Origin of the sequence: Pseudoalteromonas sp. SWYJZ19 (genome assembly GCF_015864375.1) — a bacterium.
GTDB classification, from domain to species: Bacteria; Pseudomonadota; Gammaproteobacteria; order Enterobacterales; family Alteromonadaceae; genus Pseudoalteromonas; species Pseudoalteromonas arctica.
This window is the reverse complement of the sequence record NZ_JADYXI010000034.1, coordinates 1-21322: the sequence shown is the minus strand read 5'-3', so window position 1 is coordinate 21322 and position 21322 is coordinate 1. Positions and strand designations below refer to the sequence as shown.

Genomic DNA, 21322 nt, shown 5'->3' with positions numbered 1-21322 from the left:
AGCGCACAGGGCGTGCATCTGTGAAAGTGTTATGGCAAGGATGGCTTAAGTTACAAGCCATCCTGGAAGGCTACGATTTAGCAAAATCTCTTGAGCCAGACTTGTGATCAAGAGACAGCTATTAGCGCCTTTTTTAGTTAGTTAAAAACTTACTTATAGTTTTCGTAAATTTTATCGAGCGGTTCTGATAAACCACTTTCTTGCACTATACGTACATGTTCACGTTTTAATTCGCGTGCACTAGTCACACCACAAGAATGAGCTATTAGCCCAGCTCCGTAATGAATGTATTTATTATAGTTAGCTACTCGTTGCGCTTTATCAGCTACATTTAAGCCGCGTTGCAAACGCTCGTTATGCGTAGTGATCCCGGTCGGACAGGTATCTTTATTACATTGCATTGCCTGAATACAGCCCAGTGCAAACATATGCCCTCGAGCCGATACAACAAAATCAGCACCGAGCGCTAACGCCCAAGCCACCTTTGAAGGAACAATTAATTTACCAGACGCGATTATTTTAATACGATCTCGCAGTCCATGTTTTTCAAGCATATTAACTACAAGCGGTAAACTTTCGCGCAGTGGTAAACCCACTGAATCCATAAGCGGTTGTGGTGCTGCGCCCGTACCACCATCAGCACTATCTATGGTAATAAAGTCAGGCGCGGACTCTATACCACGGTGGTTTATTTCAGCGAACAACGTTTCTAACCATCCGTAAGCACCAATAACGGCTTTAAACCCTGTAGGTTTACCTGTCGCGTTACGCACAGTGGCAATCATATCGAGAATATCGGCTGGGTTTTTAATTTCAGGATGACCATTGGGGCTAATAGAATCTTGCCCTTCTGGTATGCCCCTAATTTTAGCTATTTCGGCGTTAACTTTGCGCCCTGGTAACATACCGCCTTTACCTGGTTTTGCACCTTGGCTCATTTTAAGTTCAAACATTTTTACTTGTTCATGAGCCGCTATTTCTTTTAGCTTTTCGGTACTTAAATTTCCATGCTCGTCTCGTGCACCATATTTAGCTGTACCAATCTGAAACACTAAATCGGCACCACCTTCTAAGTGATAAGGACTTAACCCCCCTTCACCGGTGTTCATCCAACAACCCGCTAGTTTTGCCCCTTTTGATAAGGCTCGTACAGCTGGCTTTGAAAGCGCACCAAAACTCATACCAGACACATTGAATAACGAGTTGGTCGTGTAAGGTGTTTTACAGTATGGACCCAAAGTAACATTACTCGGGTCGAGCGCTTCTTCGTCTAAAGTAGGAAATGCACAGTTCATAAACATAACCGTACCAGTTACTTCTAAGCTTTGCGTGGAGCCAAATGCAGCCGTACGGTCAACATCTTTTGCTGCACGATAAACCCAACTTCGCTCTGCGCGGTTAAACGGCATTTCTTCTCTATCTTGAGCAAAAAAGTACTGTCTAAAAAACTCACCTTGGCGTTCAAAAAAATATCGAAAGCGACCAATAACAGGGTAATTACGTCTAATAGCATGCTTGGTTTGTGTTACATCTCGAATATAAAAAACGACAACGATTAAAACCAACAACCCTAAAACAACAATAAACATACTTGCAAATACATCAATACTAAACATTATAAAATTACTCACCCAAGGCCCCTTGATGACTGTTTTTAAAATAAAAAAGTGCTATACCACCAAAATGACATAACACTTTTATTTGTTCAAGGCTTTAACTGCCTTATATCTAATTCTGTTGTTTAGCTAACTCTGCTTTTATATATAAACGCACTTGCGTTTCAAGTACCGATAAAGGCACTGAACCATGGCGTAATATTTGATGATGAAATTCACGAATATCAAAGCTTTTTCCTAGCGCTTGCTCTGCTTCAATGCGTAAACGCTTAATAGTAAGCTCACCTATTTTGTACGAAAGCGCCTGTGCAGGCCATGTAATATAACGATCGGTTTCGGTTTTAACGTTATGCAACGAAAGCGCTGTATTTTCGCTCATAAAGTTCATGGCACGCTCGCGACTCCAGCCATACATATGCATACCTGTATCAACAACTAAACGCGCTGCTCGCCACATTTCATACGTTAAACGACCAAAACGGCTATATGGGTCTTGATAAAAGCCTGCCTCTAAACCTAAATACTCAGAGTAAAGCCCCCAACCTTCGCCAAATGCCGAGAGGTAAGCATCACGGCGATAGCTCGGCAGATTTTCAAGCTCTGCATTAAGTGATATCTGTAAATGATGACCTGGCACGGCTTCGTGCAGCGTTAATGCTTCTAAAACATACAAAGGGCGCTTATCTAAAGCGTAAGTATTTACCCAATAATACCCTGCTTCATCATCTCGATTAGAGCCTGAATATCGACCGGTTGTGTATTTAGGTGCAATACTTGCCGGTACAGGTGCTACACCATAAGGTTTGCGCGGCAAGGTATGAAATAATTTAGGCAGTTGTGCATCCATTTTTTTAGCAATATAAGATGCTTCTTTTAAAAGTTGCTCTGGTGTTGTGGCGTAAAATTGTGGATCAGTGCGTAAAAAGTGGATAAATTCGGCAAACGTGCCTTTAAAACCTACCTCTGCTATTACGTTTTCCATTTCACTACGAATTCGCTCAACTTCTTTTAAGCCAAGTTCGTGAATCTCTTTAGGTGTCATATCGGTAGTGGTGTAGTACTTAGCTCTATTTTTATAAAACGCTTCGCCATTAGGTGTATTTGATATACCAATACTTGTACGTGCACCAGGTCGATATTGCTGCGTAAAAAACGCTAAATAATCTTTATAAGATTTTATAACCTCTTCTTTTATAATATTTTTAGCTTTTTGTTGTAGTGCTTTAAATTCACTTTCACTTAAACCAGCTGTGTTAGTTAAAAATGGTTTATAAAATTCAGACGTAGTTACATCGTCAACAATGTAAGCATTAATTGAATCTTCATAACCTTCTAATACAGCTCTAGGTTGAGTAAGCCCAGTTTCAAGTCCTTTTGTCATCCAATACATGTTTTGCTCAAAAAAGCGTGGAACTTGCGCCAATCGTGCAAGATACACTTGGTAATCTTCCGGGTTTTTATATTGAGAGCTATTTATTATGTACGACAAACCAGAATGAAACCCATATTCAGAGGTGAGCGGCATATAGTGCGCATTAAATACATATTCATCGACACTGTTTTGTACTTGAGCTCGAATAATATCGAAGTTAATTTGATTTTCATCGCTTAGCTTTTCAATATTAATAGTGTCTAATTCAGCAAGTAATCGCGTTTTATTTTTATATTCTTGCGCTAAAAATTCAGGGGATAAATTTGGTAATAAATAACCTTCAACACCACCTACACTATCGTAAGGGTTAATACTTTCTCTATAATCAACAATACTTTGCGCTACTTGAGTAAATTGTTGATCTGAATTTTGCATGGTCATTTGGCATGCACTTAATGAGCACAAAACCGTGATACCAAATAAAGATTGGCGAAGGGGCTTAATTAAAAAATGATTCATTATAATGTAACTTAGCAGTGTTATTAATTTCATAAAGCTATCGTAGGGTAAATAAATAGCAAGTAAATGAGACCAACCTCATAGTAATAATCCCTACTTATACCAAGTGTATTAATACGTTACATACATTAAATGAAGTAAAAACCAGCCTAATTGATGAGAAAAACAGCGATTAAGCTGCTAAAGCAAAATTTAAGTTCCCTAACTATCGTTTTTGCTTTTAAATAGCTCGGATAATGATTACTGTATAAAAAAATAATAAAAAGCTCGGACGCATAACCGCCTCATGGAATGAGATATTTTAAAATTTGCACTTATGCGTACTTAGTTGGTATTTAAAATGATGTTCCATGATTCCATGGCTATTGCACAAGAAAAAATGACCAAAGTGTGTGTTTTTTTAGAGCGCTATACGCTCCCACCTACGCCGCTGAATTATCAAGTTATTTATGCTTATACCAGTCAAACTAATCTCAAGCTAAATAAAGCTTTAGACCGTGCTATCGCTGTTGAAGACAATATAGATAGCGTTTTAATTGAACAACTACATTCTGAGTTTTTAAATACTGGCCACAAAGCGCAAGTCAACATGATTCAAAATGTTGATGGTGTTATAAACTCACTTTCTCAAAATTCTCAAGCTACTGAAAAGCAAATAATTCGCTTTGCGGGTCAAGTGAGCGAATGCGTACATTCGCTAGATGAGAACAACATAGAACAAAGCCGTCAAGCGCTTGAAGTTCTTCATAATCAAACCGCCGAATTACTCAACCAACATAAGCAATTTAAGCAAGAACTAAGCAAAGCCAAACAACTACACGAAAAAACACAAAAGCAGCTAACTCAACTTCGTAAACAGCATATTATTGATAGCCAAACAGGGCTTTATAAGCGCCATTATTTAACGCAACAAACCCAAGTGTGGACTAATCAACAAAAATCTATTTGCGCAATAGCGATTCAAATAGACAACCTTGATCACTTTACTAAAAATTATGGTGATATTATTGGTGAAGTCATTTTGAGTAAAGTCGCTAAGCAAGTGCAAAAATATGTTTTTCAAAGTGGCTTACCTGGTCGCACAGCAAAAGATCAATTTACTGTTCTCCTCGCCGACATAGACCCAGATACAGCTAATGTTATTGCCGAAAAAGTACGAAATGGGGTCGAAAAGCTACGCTTTGTTAGTTCAAAAACAGGTATCAAGCTACCAAGTATTGGCTTATCACTAGGAATTGCTCAGCATCAACAAGAAGATGATTTTAATCAGTTAGCAAAAAAAGCATCTCATGCGGCTTTTAAAGCACGTTCATTAGGTCAAAGTAGTTACACTGCAGGGCAATAAATTACCTGATAAATCATATTCAAATTGCACCTACTGTGTACAATAAAGTACACTAACCTCTATTGTCACGATAGAGATTAATCATGAACGAAACCGAACAAAAGACCACGCATTTTGGTTATAAAACAGTAGCCGAGAACGATAAAGCTTCTATGGTTGCTGATGTATTTCACTCAGTAGCTGCAAAATACGATGTAATGAATGATTTAATGTCTTTTGGGGTGCATCGTTTATGGAAACGTCAAACTATTGCAAGCTCAGGTGTTCGTAAAGGCCATCATGTACTCGATTTAGCCGGCGGCACTGGCGACTTAACGGCAAAGTTTAGCCAATTAGTGGGCGAAACGGGTCAAGTTGTTTTGGGTGATATAAACTCATCTATGCTTAAAGTTGGTCGTGAAAAACTGCATAATCTTGGATTAGTGGGCAATATCGACTACGTACAAATGAATGCAGAAATGCTGCCGTTCCCAGATAATAGCTTTGATGTGATCACTATTGCCTTTGGCTTACGTAACGTCACCGATAAAGACAAAGCATTACGCTCTATGTACCGCATTTTAAAGCCAGGTGGTCGTTTACTTGTTTTAGAGTTTTCAAAACCAGAACATGACGTACTTAGTAAAGCTTACGATTTTTACTCATTTAATTTATTGCCTACAATGGGTAAGCTAGTTGCTAACGACAGTGAATCGTATAAGTATTTAGCTGAATCTATTCGTATGCATCCAGATCAAGACACGCTAAAAGCGATGATGGAAGATGCAGGCTTTGAGCAAACAACATACCAAAACCTCACAGGCGGAATTGTTGCGCTGCACCGTGGTTTTAAATATTAAGGCTAGCAGTTATGGCGCTTGAGAAAATAACAAAAAATAATAATGATGCAATGCCATCTGAATTTTTTATGTTACCTAATTTTGTACTTTCGCTTATTGAGCGTGTACTAAATCAAGCACTTAGCCTTGACCCACAATTATCTCAAAAGCTAAGCGCCGTTAAACATCAGCGCTTAGTGGTTGAAGTAAGAGACTGGCAACAAAGCATCCAACTTGTTTATAGCGCTGAGCAATTACACTTATATAGTGCCCAAAGCAATGAAAACGCAGATTGTATGATCAGCGCCGACATAGGTACGCTTTTAGCGCTCAAAAACCCAGCAATGCTTACCCAATTAATTCGCCAAGATAAGCTCGACTTGCAAGGCGACTTAAATATTGCGCAAACTTATAGCAATGCGTTTTCAGGCATTGATATTGATTGGCCTGAACAGCTCTCTAGATACATTGGTGATACCCCCGCTCAGCAGTTATATCTGCACTTAAAAAAACTAAAACAAAAGAGCAGCAAAACCAACACTAAAATAAGTACAATGCTTACAAGTTTATGCCAAGATGAGCTCGCAATTACTATTCACCCATTAGAACTTGAGCAATTTAAACAAAAAAATAGAGAACTCAAAGGCCAAGTCGCTGCTGTTGAGCAGCGTATAAATACCTTGTTAAACTCTTTTTCACCTTCAAACACCCGCTAAGGATTTTTTGTGTCGACTGCACGTTTATATAACATCACCAAAACGTTACTTAGCTATGGGCTAGACGAACTAATTCCAAAACATAAGATCCCTTGGTTTGGTAAAGTAGCTCGCGGCAGTTTATTTTGGCTACGTAATCAACACAAAGAAAAATCTCATGGTTTACGCTTACGTTTAGCACTGCAAGAGCTTGGCCCTGTTTGGATTAAATTTGGTCAAATGCTCTCAACCCGTCGTGATTTACTCCCACATGATATCGCTTTAGAGCTGGCATTTTTACAAGACCAAGTGGAACCTTTTGAAGGTGAGCTAGCCCAAAAAATAATTGAAAAAGCACTCGAAATTAACGACATAAGCGAATTGTTTAGTGAGTTTTCACAAACACCATTAGCGTCAGCATCAATAGCACAAGTACATACAGCAAAGCTGATTGATGAACACAGCATTGAGCAAGATGTCGTAATTAAAGTCATTCGACCAAATATTCACGAGCAAATTAATGCAGACTTGGCGTTAATGGAAAAACTTGCCAAAGTCCTCGCTAAGGTACACAACGAATCAAAACGTCTTCGTCCTGTCGAAGTTGTTAAGGAGTATAAAAAAACGCTTCTTGATGAACTCGATTTAATGCGAGAAGGTGCCAATGGCATACAGCTAAAGCGTAACTTTGAAGGTTCTGAGTCATTGTATATACCTGCAGTGTATAGTGATTACAGCCGCAGTAATATCCTCGTAATGGAGCGTATTTACGGTATACCTGTATCTGATAAAGATGCGCTTATGGCGCAAAACACCAATATGAAGTTATTGGCTGAACGCGGCGTAGAGGTATTTTTTACGCAAGTGTTTAGGGACAGCTTTTTTCATGCCGATATGCACCCAGGCAATATATTTGTTTCTCGCGAGCATCCTGAAAATCCAATGTATATCGGTATTGATTGCGGTATTGTTGGTACTTTAAGTAAAGAAGACAAACGCTACTTAGCCGAAAACTTCATTGCCTTTTTTAATCGCGATTACCGCCAAGTAGCACAGTTGCATGTTGATTCTGGCTGGATACCACACGATACTAGCATTGAAGAATTTGAATTTGCGATTCGTACCGTATGCGAGCCTATATTTAATAAGCCCCTTGCTGAAATTTCATTTGGTCACGTGCTCGTAAATTTATTTAATACCGCACGTCGTTTTAACATGCAGGTACAACCACAGTTAGTCCTACTACAAAAAACCTTATTATACGTTGAGGGATTAGGACGTCAGCTGTATCCGCAACTCGACTTATGGAAAACAGCCAAACCCTTTTTAGAAGATTGGGTAAAGCAACAAGTCGGCCCGTTATCTATATTGAAACAAATGTATGCTAACTTACCATTTTGGGCTGAAAAAATGCCCGAGCTACCCGATCTAATTTACAAAAATTTAAAACGTGCACCACACGCTCATCAACCTCAAGAACAAAAGGTATCTCATAAACCTTTAATTTTAGGTTTATTTGGTAGTGCTACAATGATCATGGCAACACTTTGTTATTTACAGTACGATTTAGTAGCTGCAAGTATTGCAATAGGCTTATCTGTTATTAGCTTTATAGCAGCATGGCGCAGCGCATAAACTGAGTGCTATTTACGCTATTTGGCGTATAATTAGTATTTAAAATAGACATTTAACCATTTTATATATTGGAGAAAACCATGGGTTTTGGTGGTATTAGTATTTGGCAATTATTAATTGTTTTGGCGATCATAGTTTTGCTTTTTGGCACAAAAAAACTACGCGGTATGGGTGGTGATATTGGGGGCGCTGTTAAAGGCTTCAAAAAAGCAATGTCGGATGATCAAGCTAACGAGCAAGAAAAATCAGAGCAAATTCAACAATCAGAAAAAAGCACCGTTGGCGACTCAATCAATACTGAAAAAACCAAAGATAACAATAAGGTTTAATAAGTATGGGTATGTGGGAACTTGTTGTAGTTTTTATTGTTGGCTTAGTGGTACTCGGCCCTGAGCGCTTACCTGTTGCTATTAGAACCGTTAGTAAATGGGTTAAAACCGCTAAGTCGGTTGCCAACTCGGTAAAAGCAGAAGTAAGTGAAGAACTGCGTATTCATGAACTTCACGAAAACCTTAAAAAAGCAGAACAACAAGAACTAAAAGATTTAAGCCCTGAGCTACAAAGCTCATTAACAGAGCTACAAAAAGCGGCTGAGTCAGTTACTCACAGCTACAAGAAACAACAACCGGATACATCAAATAGCCAACAACTTGATGAAAAAAAGTGAAGTTTATCTCTCACTTTGTGGTCAACTTACTACATGGTATAAAAAATAATGGTTGAGGAAGTAAAATCGGGGTTTGTATCTCATTTAATTGAGTTACGTGATCGACTAATAAAAGCACTATTGAGCATTTTATTATTTTTTATCGCACTGTTTTATTTTAAAGATGATATTTACGAACTTATAGCTGCACCATTAGTGGTTCATTTACCTAATGGCGCGACCATGATAGCTATAAATGTGAGTGACCCTTTTATAGTCCCTATGATGCTTACTTTTTTTGTTGCAGCTTTATTATCTACTCCATGGATACTTCATCAAATTTGGGGGTTTATAGCTCCTGGCTTGTACCAAAATGAAAAAAAAATGCTAATACCTATACTAATCTCAAGCGTTGTCTTGTTTTATGGTGGTATCGCTTTTTGTTATTTTGCAGTACTACCAATTATATTAGGTTTTTTTACAAGCACAGGTCCTGAGATGATGACTCTCGCACCCGATATCGCTAGCTATCTAGGGTTCGTATTAAAACTATTTTTTGCATTTGGTGTCGCTTTCGAAATTCCAGTAGCTATTATGCTGCTATGCTGGAGTGGCGCAACAACAACAAAAAGCTTAAAAGAAAAGCGCCCTTATATCGTGGTGGGTGTATTTGTAGTGGCAATGTTTTTAACACCGCCTGATGTTTTATCACAAACATTATTAGCATTTCCGATGCTTCTTTTGTTTGAACTAGGTTTAATTTTAGCAAAATTTTATACCGCCAAACCACAAAAAGAATCTGAGGAATAAAATGAAAAAACAACTACTCTCACTATTGGTTTTATTAAGTGCCCCAACTTTTGCTGCGCAAACTGAATTTAATACTCAGGCCCTGCAAGCATGTAGCTTTATTGAAAATGACTTTAACCGATTACTTTGCTATGACAATACAATTGCTGGTAAATCACTAACAAAGCCAACAATAACAAAAACACTCACTCCACCAACGGCTAACAATGTACCTCAAGCCGTAGCTGCTGCACCAATGCAAGCAAAGGCAAAAACTGACGATTTTGGCTTAGAGCACAAAGAATCACAGGTAGAAAAAGAGACTGAAATTAAAGCTATGGTTACTTCAGTGAAAGAAGCAGCTTATGGCGAGTTAATTATTTCGCTAGATAACGGCCAACAATGGCGTCAAATTGGCTCTGACAGCATGCGTTTAAAAGAAAACGATACAATTGTAATCAGCCGCGGTGCATTCAACTCCTTTTTACTGAAACAAGACGGTAAAAACCGCTCTATTCGCGTTAAACGTACTAAATAATGTCATATACGTTAATTGATGCTGGAGTTAACTTAACTAATCATCAATTTGATGACCAGCATTATGATGTAATTACCCGTGCAAGCGAAGCCGGTGTTACAAATATGCTTATTATAGGTTGTGATATTGCGAGTAGTCAGCAATCACTTGAACTTGCGATAAAATATCTCCAATATTCTACGGCGGGTGTCCACCCACATGATGCTAAATCGGCGACGAATGAATTAGAAGCACAATTAACTGCACTTGCAAACAATAAGCAAGTCATAGCGATTGGTGAATGCGGCCTTGATTATAACCGTGACTTTTCGCCTCGCGATGTACAGCGTAGTGTTTTTAGACGCCACCTAGCACTTGCCGAAAAATTAGATTTACCTGTTTACTTACATGAACGTGATGCAAGTGACGACATGCTAAGTATTTTAAAAGAGTTTAATATTCGCGGTGTACTCCACTGCTTTACGGGTAACTCAGCAGCTCTAAAGCAATATTTAGATTTAGGTCTGTATATTGGTATAACGGGTTGGGTATGTGATGAAAGGCGTGGTAAAGATTTACAACAACTAGTGCCTAGCATTCCTCTAGATCGATTATTAATAGAAACTGATGCACCATTTTTAATTCCACGAACAGTTAAGCCAAAACCTAAATCGCGTAAAAATGAACCCGCTCTGCTTCCTTATATCTGTCAAACGGTTGCACAACTTTATCAAATAGATGAAGAAGTTGTGGCCCACAAAACTACAGAAAACTTTTACAATGTTTTTGGTTTAAAGAGCTGCTAATGGCGTGCGCAAAAGCATTACTAAGTTTATTGATGCTTCTTTGCACTTTTTGCTCTTTCGCAAGCCCTGTAATAATAAAACATGATTTTAACTCCCAAGACATTAATAACCTGCATTACTCTTTTGAACCAACTTCGCTATTAGATGCACAACAAAGTAGCCATATACAGTGGCAAAAAAACACAGGTAAACCTCTTAACCTAGGTCTTGAGCAGCGTTCTGTATGGATGAAATTTAAAATAAAAAACACGCTTAGTTATGATACCGAACAACTGTTGTCACTAAACAACCCTCTGCTAAACGACGTTCAAGTATATCAGTTACATAACTCGCAATTAATTTCTCACACCCAAATTGGCGATGGATACCCCCTTAATAAACGTGCGATTAAGAGTGAATCTTTATTAGTTAAACTAATTAGCCCTGCAAATAGCGAAACCATTATTATTATGAGAGTGACGAATAGCTCCGGCTTGCGAGTCCCTTTAACGCTGTGGCAACCAGAAGCTTATTTGGCACATAAAGGTAAACTTAATTTACTCTATGGCTTATTGATTGGTTTTATATTTTCTTTAGGCGTGAGTTGCTTAGTTTTATATAGTTTTTCACGTAAACGTTATTTTGTTTATGCTGGTTTAATTACCCTCACATTAGGTAGCTTATTAGCCTACATTTGTGGCTTTGGCCTGAAATATATTCACCCTAATTTGCCAGTGTTACAGCAAGTTATGATCCCTATATTACTTATGCTTATTGCTTTAATGTTTTTGCCTTTACAAAAGCAAATTTGCCATCCAAAGCCCTCTTTTTTACTAACGGTTCAAAAAGTGATAGTTAATGCATTAGGTGTCTCGTTATTGTTTATTTGGCTATTTCCAACCCATATAGTGACACTATTTTGCTTAACTACTATCCCAATCGTTTTAGGCTTTTATATTGCAACTACACTTATGTGCATACGTTTATCACCTTCTAAACCTAATAAAGCGCTACTGCTCGTATTAGTTTTTTTCTTGGTGGTGATGCTTTATTTTATTGTTGCAGTAATAGGGTTATACGCCTTTGACAGAAGTACATTAGCATTTGTATTTACATGCTTTTTTAGCTGCACATTTTGTCTATGCTACAGTGTAATGAAGTTATTTATTTTGCAACGTGATGAAGAAGTAATTGCTCAGCAAACCTTGATTGCTGAAAATGCAGCTCAAGATACGCTACTTAAAGAGCGCTTAAAGTTACAAGAAAAAACACGCCAAGAACTCGAATCACAAGTCGACGAACGCACCTTTGAATTACAAGTTACACTCAGAGAACTTGAAGAAAAAAACCGCTCACTTGAGTTACTCAATACCGAAGACGCTTTAACCGGAATAAAAAACAGACGCTTTTTTGATAAAAAGCTAATAATGGAGATTCGTCGGTCTCGCCGAGAACAAACGCCGCTTAGTATTGTTATGCTTGATATAGACCGATTCAAAAGCATTAACGATACATACGGACACATAATTGGCGATCAAGTTATTAAAGCTGTATCTGACCTTATAAAAGATCATTTAAAGCGACCACTCGATGAAGTTGCTCGTTATGGCGGTGAAGAGTTTGTGGTGCTATTACCTAATACCCCCAGCGAAGGTGCACAAGACATAGCTGAAAAAATACGAGCCGCTATCTCAGCCAGTACAGTAACGGTTGCCAATAATGATATTCAATTTACAATTAGCGCTGGTGTATACACCAGCATTGCTGATGATGTTAGCAGCCCTCAAATTTTTACTGAGTGCGCCGACAAAGCACTTTATTACGCAAAGCAACATGGCCGTAATCAAGTAATCACTTTTCCATTACCACAGTAGGAGCATATTAATATGGCCCAATCAGGATTAGACCTTTTCCCGTATACTCGCATGCGCAGAATGCGCCGCAGCGACTTTTCTCGCCGCTTAATGGCCGAAAATCAACTTAGCGTAAACGATTTAATTTACCCTGTATTTGTACTAGAAGGTAAAAATCGTCGCGAAGCAATTGAATCAATGCCTGGTATTGAACGTCTATCGATAGATTTACTATTACTTGAGGCAAAAGAACTTGTTGATCTTGGCGTACCTGCCGTTGCTATTTTTCCGGTAACCCCTGCGGACAAAAAATCACTATTTGCCGAAGAAGCATATAATGACGATGGCTTAGTGCAACGCACTGTTCGCGCTTTAAAAGAAGCCTTTCCTGAGTTGGGTGTAATTACTGATGGTGCACTTGATCCATTCACGACGCACGGCCAAGACGGCATTATTGATGACACAGGCTATGTAATAAACGACGTAACCACCGAAATTTTAGTTAAACAAGCACTCTCGCATGCAGAAGCGGGCGCTGATGTAATTGCCCCTTCGGACATGATGGATGGCCGTATTGCTGCAATTCGTGAAGCACTTGAAGCTGATGGGTTTGTACATACCCGTATTATGGCCTACTCAGCTAAATATGCATCTAGCTACTATGGCCCATTTAGAGACGCAATAGGTTCTGCTGGGAACTTAAAAGGTGCCGATAAAAAAACCTACCAAATGGACCCAGCAAACTCTGATGAAGCAATACGTGAAGTCGCATTAGACTTACAAGAAGGCGCTGATATGGTCATGGTTAAGCCTGGCATGCCTTATTTAGATATTGTACGTCGTGTTAAAGACGAGTTTGGTGTACCTACTTTCGCATATCAGGTAAGTGGCGAGTATGCAATGCACAAAGCAGCTATTGATAACGGTTGGTTAAGTGAGGAAGCTACTATAATGGAGTCTTTACTTGCATTTAAGCGTGCAGGCGCTGATGGAATATTGACCTATTTTGCTAAGCAAGCCGCACAATACCTAGCTAAAAAGTAAGGTTTTTATAAAAAGGCGGCTAAACCGCCTTTTATTTACATTCGTTTACATTTTTGTATTATTTTCGTCATATTTATTCTCTAAACTGGTGTCCCATTTTGGGATTAATACACGGGAATAATAAAAAAATGTTTAAAACAAAAATAACACCACTCGCACTTGTTATAGCAAGTCTCAGTGCACCAGCCTCTGCAGATCTAATCATTTCAGAATACATAGAGGGAAGCAGTAATAATAAAGCAATTGAGCTTTATAATAATGCACCTACCTCAATAGTACTTGATGGATACACATTAGGACTGTATTCAAACGGTAGCGATACTGTAGGAAATTCTATTGCTTTAACAGGTGAATTAGCTGCAAATACAACATACGTAATTGCCAACTCCGGCGCAATTGAAGACATACTAAGTATTTCCGATACTACTAGCACTGTTACATTTTACAACGGTGACGATGCTCTTGTGTTAACAAAAGATGGTATTGTAGTCGATAGCTTTGGTCAAGTGGGTGTAGATCCAGGGTCATTTTGGTCTGATGCCTCAGCACAAACGCAAAACAAAACACTCCGTAGAAAAGACAGTATTACAACAGGCCGCACTGATTCAACATCAGCGTTTAGCCCTAGCGATGAATGGGTTCAATTTGATATAGATACATTCGATGGATTAGGTTCTCATTCTGGTTCTGAAGGCAGTGCTCCTGAACCAATTCCAGAACCAGAACCACTTGAACCACTTGTTTGTGGCGCAGAAAAAGTACTAATTAACGCTATACAAAGCGATAGCTCTGCAAGCCCGCTTGTTAATACTTTAGTAGAGTTTGAGGGTATTGTAACCGCAGACTTCCAAGATGATGATCAATTAAAAGGCTTTTTCGTTAGCTCACTTGCTGCTGACATAGATGCAAATCCTCTCACCTCTGAAGGTGTATTTGTTTATTTTGCAGATATTGACGTAAACGTAGGCGACCATGTACGTGTACAAGGTACTGTAGAAGAATATTTTGATGCAACACAAATCGGCAGTGTTAGCCAAGTTGCCGTATGTGGCACTGGTTTAGCTGCAGCAGCTACAAAAATCACTTTACCTTTAGCTGATACAACTGATTTAGAAGCTTTTGAAGGTATGTTAGTTACATTAGAACAACCATTAGTAGTAACTAATAACTTTGGCCTTGGTCGATATGGTGAAGTTGAATTAGCAACAGAACGCTTGTATCAAGGTACCCAAGTTGCATTACCTGGAGATGCAGCTAATGCAGTTGAAACTGAAAATCTACTTAAAAAGATTTTACTAGATGATGGCTCTACAGTACAAAACTTAGACCCTACAGCCTACCCAACTCCAGGCTTATCAGCAGAAAATACATTACGTACTGGCGATACAGTTAATACGGTTACGGGGGCACTTGCTTATAGCTTTAGCCTTTACAGAATCCACCCAACTGTAGCACCTTCGTTTATTGCAACAAATGCACGTGAAAATGCGCCTGAACTTAATGCTGAAGCAGATTTACGTGTAGCTAGCTTTAACGTACTTAATTACTTTAATGGTGATGGCCAAGGCGGAGGGTTCCCGACAGCCCGAGGTGCAGATTCAGAAGCTGAATTTACTCGCCAAGAAGCTAAAATTGTAAGTGCCATTAGCGCTATCCAGGCCGATGTTGTTGGTTTAATGGAAATTGAAAATGATGGTTTTGGCGAATTTAGTGCAATTGCAAGCTTAGTAGATGCGTTAAATGACGCTGATAGTGCTAACAACTATGCATTTGTTGATTTTAACGTAGATCAAATTGGTACCGATGCAATTACTACCGCACTTATCTATCGTACTAACAAAGTAGAAGAAGTAGGTACTGCTGCTATTACGACTGAGGCTCCATTTGATTTTAGTAACCGTGCTCCAATTGCACAAAGCTTTAAATCATTAGAAACTGATGAAGTATTTACTGTTGCTGTGTCACACCTTAAATCTAAAAGCTGTGGTAGTGCTTCTGGAAACAATGCAGATTCAGGTGATGGACAAGGCTGTTGGAATGAAATACGCACAGAAGGTGCTAATGCATTCGCAAATTGGCTTGATAGCAAACCAACCGGTGTTGACGACGAAGATACTATTTTAGTCGGCGATATGAATGCTTACGCAATGGAAGATCCTATACGTGCATTTGCTGATAAAGGCTACAAAAATGTAGTTGCAGAAATTGATGGTGATACGCTTGGTTATTCTTACAGTTTTTCTGGTCGCGCAGGTAGTTTAGATCATGCAGTAGCTACCCAATCACTACTTAGCAAAATTGTCGCAGCAACAGATTGGCACATCAACGCAGATGAACCTATTTCTCTTGATTACAATGTAGAGTTTAAAAGCGAAGGTCAACAATCTAGTTTGTACTCTGAAAGTGCATACCGCGCATCAGATCACGACCCTGTAATTATTGATATTAAATCTGAAATCACTTTAACACCTGAAGAACAAACGCCAGTTATTAAAGCTGATCAAGTTTTTGCAGTCGATGAAAACAGCGCAATTGGAACAATTATCGGCACACTCGATTTTAGTGATCCAAATGCCGATGAATCACCAGTTGTTAAATTTATTACATCAGATAATGACAGCGTTTCTATTAACAATCAGGGGCAGCTAATTGTTGCTGGAGAGATTGATTACGAATTTGAAAATCGTATTACTTTAACAGTGCAAGCTCAGGATAGCGTGGGTAACTTATCTAACGTTGAAAAAGTAGCCGTGAAAGTAAATAACTTACGCTCAGATGATGATAATGATGCAGGTTCATTATTATGGTTATCACTTCTTTTAGCACCACTATCAATAGTGCGTCGATTTAAAAAGAAATAACTAAGTTAGATCTAAACATTTAAAAGCCGCTCTTGCGGCTTTTTTATTTTATACAAATGTAATTCAGACAAGCTTCATTAAACCCCCCGTAATATGTTCAGACGATCTGTGAATCTTCTAGTAATTAATCAGTAACAACTACATACATTTGAGTGAATTTTACACAACAAAACCTCAGTGAATTATGTATATAAATATTACCTATTGAAAAATATGAATTTTTATTAAGGTTTAAATTTTGCTCTAAGTTATTTAGAAGATACTTACAAAATAAAATCAATATTTACCCTAAACGTAAAAATAAGTCGTGTTTTTATAAAGGAATGAGAATGAAACAACTAACCCAAAATCTGCCTAAATGGCAAAAGAAGTCAGCACCACTACTGGGTCTACTTATTATTTTTTCGACTTGGGGCAATAGCAACCAAGCGATTGCTGCAACCGTTGATGTAGCAATCCCACAAAGTAGCTTATTTGACGTAATTAGCGCCCGCGCTAAAAAGTTAGCAAGCGAAGAATACGTGGCGCCTAAAAACATTGAGCTTGAAGCACTTAACAATATTGATTATCAAGATTACCGTTCAATTCGATTTAAAAAAGACAAAGCAGTATGGAAAGATGAAGGCCTGTACGAGCTGCAATTATTCCATCCTGGTTTTTTATATAAAACACCTGTGACAATAAATACCGTTGATAGTGACTCTAAACGCAGTCGCTTACCTTTCAGTACTGACTTTTACCAATACGATGGCACTGCTGCACCACTACAAGAAGAAATAGCTAAAAGTGTTGCGGATACTCAACTAGGCCATGCTGGATTTCGCTTACATTACCCGTTAAATACTAACGAGTATAAAGACGAAGTAATGGTATTTCAGGGAGCATCGTATTTTAGAGTTGTTGGCCCTCAGCAAGTTTATGGATTATCAGCTAGAGGCCTTGCCATTGATACTGCAGAAAATTCAGGTGAAGAATTTCCAATGTTCAAAGAGTTTTGGTTAGTTAAACCAAAGGCCGACCAAACACAAATTACCATTTTTGCATTATTAGATAGCCCATCTATATCGGGTGCATACAAGTTTAGTGTTGACCCTACAACTAATATGCTAGTTGATGTTGATATGCAGATATTTGCACGTAAAGATATTAAAAAGCTCGGCGTAGCTCCATTAACGAGTATGTTTTACCACGGTGAAAACAGTACCAAATTTTTTGATGACTATCGCCCTGAAGTTCATGACTCGGATGGCCTATTAACTCAATCTGCTGATGATAAATGGGTATGGCGCCCTCTTAACAACCCTTCACAGCTAAGTGTAACTTCGTTTTCATACAATAATCCAAAAGGTTTTGGGTTAGCTCAACGAGACAGAGATTTTAATAACTATCTGGACACAGAAGCACATTACCACAACCGCCCTAGTCTATGGATTGAACCACAAGGTGAATGGGGAAATGGCCGTGTAGAGCTTGTAGAGATACCTACTGACACAGAAACTAACGACAATATCGTCAGTTACTGGGTACCAGAAAAGCCAATGAAAGCCGGTGATTCATTAAAGCTAAGCTACAAAATGACGACCTTTAATGCAGTTTTAACTCAGCACGAGAAAGCGAGAGTACTGCGCACAAGGATCGGTAGCGCCGCTTTACCTGGTGAGGACAACCCTCCACCAAAAAGCCATCGCCAATTTACTGTTGATTTTACTGGGTCAGAAATAAATCAACTCTCTGAACAGTTAAAGCTAGATGCCGACATTCAACTTACAACAGGCGAAGTAACCGACGTGAATGTACAAAAACTGCCTGATTCACGCGGATGGCGTGTAGCCTTTAAAATTGCACCACAGGACGATCAACCCGTTGATATGCGTTTATCGTTAAAACTACGTGATAAAGAAATTAGCGAGGTATGGAGTTATGTTTGGTACCCAAATGACATCAAGTAATAAAGGTAAGGGCACTCCAATGCCATTCAAAACATTAAGAGTTTGGCTATTTGCTATTGCAGCGCTTGGCACATCTGGCTACGGCATATCTATTATGTTTGAGATTTTAAGCTCAAACGGTATGACATTACTTGAGTATGCTCTTTTAGTATTATTCTCAATCACTTTTGCCTGGATTGTAACGGCATTTTGTAGTGGAACAATCGGCTTTGTATTACAGCTATTACGAATTGACCCACTTACGCTAAAGCGTATTAAACCAATTGAGTTTAATAGTGAGGCAATTAACGCCCAAAAAACCGCCGTTGTAATGCCTATTTACAACGAAGACACCCACCGTGTTATCGCGGGCTTTGAAGTAAGTCTGCAATCGTTAAAAGAAACAGGCCAACTTGCAAACTTTGATTTTTACTTATTAAGCGACACGCAAGACCCAGAAATAGCTAAAAACGAGCTAAGTGCATGGCATGCATTGTGTGAACGTTTAGGTGATACGGCTAAAAACGTTTTTTATCGTCGTCGCGAAGATAACAAACACCGTAAAGTAGGTAACCTAACCGACTTTTGTGAGCGCTGGGGCAGCCAGTACGACCATATGATTGTGCTTGATGCAGATAGCGTAATGACCGGGAAATGTATGTTAGAGCTTACTACAAGTATGCTCAACAACCCACAAGCAGGCCTGATCCAAACTATTCCGATCCCTGTTCGTCAAGATACCTTTTTTGGCCGCTTTTTACAGTTTGCGTCAGTGCTATATAGCCCAATGCTCGCTACTGGCTCAGCTTTTTGGCAAACTGATAAAGCCAACTACTGGGGTCATAATGCAATCATTAGAGTTGAAGCATTTATAACGTGCTGTGGCTTGCCAACACTAAAAGGTAATGCACCTTTTGGCGGCGAAATTTTAAGTCATGACTTTGTAGAAGCTTCACTACTTCACAGTGCTGGTTGGGATGTATTGTTGCTATCAGATATTGAAGGTAGCTATGAAGAAGTACCAAGTAACATTCTAGACTACGCTGTACGCGATAGACGCTGGGTGCAAGGTAATATTCAGCACTTAGGTTTACTATCATCATCAAAATTAAAATTAATGAGTAAGCTACACTTTTTACTCGGTGCGACAGCCTATATTTCATCACTAATTTGGCTCTCAATGCTAGCGCTAAGTACTATTGATGCAGTAACGCGCGCATTAAATAGTGATGTGTACTTTAACCGTGTTTATCAATTATTCCCTACATGGCAAATAGCTAAAACCGATCTGATTGATTCACTCTTGTATTTAACTATTGTTATTTTATTAATGCCTAAACTAATGGGCATAATAGTAACCTTAATACATAGAAACAAACGCTTTGGTGGTTCATTTAAGCTCATACTAGGTTCAATCATTGAAACCGTATTCGCTATTATTGTTGCCCCATTAATGATGGTATTTCATGCTTACTTTGTACTTTGTGTGTTTTTAGGTAAAAAAGTGAAGTGGGATGCACAACCGCGCGAAGGTCGTATGGTTCCGTGGAAAGAGGCGTTTGGTTATACGTTATTCTCAACTATTGTGGCTATTGCATGGGGTTGTACGGCTTACTACTTCACACCAGTATTCTTTTGGTGGTTATCACCTATATTGCTGGGCTTAGTATTAGGCGCTCCGATTATCCGTTATACCAGTAGCATTAAACTCGGTGTACAACTAAGAAAGTTAGGTATATTTATTTGCCCTAGTGAAGTTGATAACGACTCAACTCTAGAAGCACTTAAAATACATCTAAAAGAAATTTCGGTACCAAAGGAAGGTGCTTATCCACAAACAATACCGGCACTACCACAAGAGCAGTTGGTAACAATGCCTATCCAGTCTTTTAAGAAGCCACGCAGGCTAAAGATGAAAGCGCTAAAAGCTAAGGCTATAAAAAAGTTTAATTAGCGCGTTATAAAATACAAAAACAAAAAAGGAGCGATTAATCGCTCCTTTTTGCTATCTAAATTAAAGATCAAGCATTGCATTTATCGCTAATATTTTCAATTTTGTTAGCTAACTTATTGCAGTACATTTTAGAAATAGCTGATTGCGTTTCATCATCAAGTTGCCAGTTATAAAAATGGAACGTTTTACCATTATCTAACTCCACCTTAAAAATGTTGAAAAGAAAAAACGAACTAAATGATACGCAACTAATTTCCTCGCTATTGATATAACGCTTTGTGCATAAACGCGTATAACAAATGCCTGCTTTATAACAATGTAAAAAACGAAGATGAAGAATATTAAAAGTAGTAATAATCAGTAGAGCTGGCATTACAGTGAGAAAAACAATTTTTAGGTTCACAGAAAATATAATATGAATTAAAAATATTAAGCTGAATGCTAAAACGCATTTTGTAAATTGTAGCCACCAGTTTGGTGCTAATTTAATAGATTTCATGATTGTTACGTCTTATATAGAATTAATAGCAAACGTCTCTGCTGCGGAGACTTCCTTATCTGACTTTAGAGCTCTAGTCTAAAAGTGCTAGTATTCTACATTACGTATATAGATGCATCAATAGAAGTTCTTAAAATTCATGCAGTTACATTTACTTTACAATTAACCTCTTATAAACCAACCAATTAAGTAATTGAGGTAAATAAATTGCTTTCTAGTACCTTTTTATTAATTAGTAACATAGGACTAATTAATAATAAAAAGTAGTTATAAACAACTAAAAAAATAAAACCAAATTATAGGTAATAAAAAACCCGCAACATGTGCTAACACCGATCAGTTAAGGTATTTTTGATCGGTTGACCGATCTTTTGGTTGCTTCACAATACCCTTATCATCTTTTGATTATGAGGGTATTTTTATGCTTAGTCATTGGTTACTTGATA

At 38.4% G+C, this 21322-nt stretch carries 16 protein-coding genes; 14 read left to right on the top strand and 2 right to left on the bottom strand.

What is annotated here, in order from left to right:
- Positions 1–149: 149 nt before the first annotated feature.
- Complete coding sequence (locus tag I6F45_RS20310; protein WP_007579865.1) at positions 150–1616, bottom strand: FMN-binding glutamate synthase family protein; 1467 nt, start codon at positions 1614–1616, stop codon at positions 150–152.
- A 112-nt stretch (positions 1617–1728) separates the two neighbouring features.
- Positions 1729–3507 carry a DUF885 domain-containing protein gene (locus I6F45_RS20305; RefSeq protein WP_197119994.1) on the bottom strand — a complete coding sequence of 593 codons (1779 nt, stop codon included), beginning with the start codon at positions 3505–3507 and terminating at the stop codon, positions 1729–1731.
- Between the two features lie 358 nt (positions 3508–3865).
- Between I6F45_RS20305 and I6F45_RS20300 the strand changes: the two genes are divergently transcribed.
- The 14 genes from I6F45_RS20300 to mdoH all read left to right on the top strand — a co-directional run bounded on the left by I6F45_RS20300 (position 3866) and on the right by mdoH (position 20377).
- On the top strand, positions 3866–4852 hold the full coding sequence (locus tag I6F45_RS20300; RefSeq protein WP_007579862.1) for a GGDEF domain-containing protein: 987 nt from the start codon (positions 3866–3868) through the stop codon (positions 4850–4852).
- Positions 4853–4935: 83 nt separating this feature from the next.
- Positions 4936–5691, top strand: a complete 756-nt coding sequence (ubiE, locus tag I6F45_RS20295) for a bifunctional demethylmenaquinone methyltransferase/2-methoxy-6-polyprenyl-1,4-benzoquinol methylase UbiE (RefSeq protein ID WP_024589468.1) — start codon at positions 4936–4938, stop codon at positions 5689–5691.
- A gap of 11 nt (positions 5692–5702) precedes the next feature.
- Positions 5703–6386, top strand: coding sequence for a ubiquinone biosynthesis accessory factor UbiJ (locus I6F45_RS20290; RefSeq protein WP_197119993.1), 684 nt, complete (start codon positions 5703–5705; stop codon positions 6384–6386).
- Positions 6387–6395: 9 nt separating this feature from the next.
- A complete protein-coding gene (ubiB, locus tag I6F45_RS20285) occupies positions 6396–8000 on the top strand; it encodes a ubiquinone biosynthesis regulatory protein kinase UbiB (protein WP_197119992.1) in 1605 nt (534 codons plus the stop codon).
- Between the two features lie 80 nt (positions 8001–8080).
- Entirely contained in the window at positions 8081–8329 is a 249-nt protein-coding gene (tatA, locus tag I6F45_RS20280; RefSeq protein WP_165729103.1) for a Sec-independent protein translocase subunit TatA, read from the top strand.
- 5 nt (positions 8330–8334) lie between these two features.
- Positions 8335–8667 carry a Sec-independent protein translocase protein TatB gene (gene tatB / locus I6F45_RS20275; RefSeq protein ID WP_165729104.1) on the top strand — a complete coding sequence of 111 codons (333 nt, stop codon included), beginning with the start codon at positions 8335–8337 and terminating at the stop codon, positions 8665–8667.
- Positions 8668–8715: 48 nt separating this feature from the next.
- Positions 8716–9456, top strand: coding sequence for a twin-arginine translocase subunit TatC (tatC, locus tag I6F45_RS20270; protein WP_165729105.1), 741 nt, complete (start codon positions 8716–8718; stop codon positions 9454–9456).
- A gap of 1 nt (position 9457) precedes the next feature.
- Positions 9458–9973 carry a hypothetical protein gene (locus I6F45_RS20265; RefSeq protein ID WP_024593820.1) on the top strand — a complete coding sequence of 172 codons (516 nt, stop codon included), beginning with the start codon at positions 9458–9460 and terminating at the stop codon, positions 9971–9973.
- A complete protein-coding gene (locus I6F45_RS20260; protein ID WP_197119991.1) occupies positions 9973–10758 on the top strand; it encodes a TatD family hydrolase in 786 nt (261 codons plus the stop codon). Before I6F45_RS20265 ends, I6F45_RS20260 begins: the two co-directional genes overlap by 1 nt.
- A complete protein-coding gene (locus tag I6F45_RS20255; protein WP_165740309.1) occupies positions 10758–12611 on the top strand; it encodes a sensor domain-containing diguanylate cyclase in 1854 nt (617 codons plus the stop codon). The genes I6F45_RS20260 and I6F45_RS20255 overlap by 1 nt, the downstream gene beginning before the upstream one ends.
- 12 nt (positions 12612–12623) lie before the next feature.
- On the top strand, positions 12624–13634 hold the full coding sequence (gene hemB / locus I6F45_RS20250; protein ID WP_024609387.1) for a porphobilinogen synthase: 1011 nt from the start codon (positions 12624–12626) through the stop codon (positions 13632–13634).
- 128 nt (positions 13635–13762) lie between these two features.
- On the top strand, positions 13763–16495 hold the full coding sequence (locus I6F45_RS20245) for an ExeM/NucH family extracellular endonuclease (RefSeq protein WP_197161896.1): 2733 nt from the start codon (positions 13763–13765) through the stop codon (positions 16493–16495).
- 329 nt (positions 16496–16824) lie between these two features.
- Positions 16825–18444: a glucan biosynthesis protein G gene (locus tag I6F45_RS20240; protein WP_101216230.1), complete on the top strand. Its 1620-nt coding sequence runs from the start codon at positions 16825–16827 to the stop codon at positions 18442–18444.
- On the top strand, positions 18416–20377 hold the full coding sequence (mdoH, locus tag I6F45_RS20235) for a glucans biosynthesis glucosyltransferase MdoH (protein ID WP_165726629.1): 1962 nt from the start codon (positions 18416–18418) through the stop codon (positions 20375–20377). Before I6F45_RS20240 ends, mdoH begins: the two co-directional genes overlap by 29 nt.
- Positions 20378–21322 lie beyond the last annotated feature (945 nt).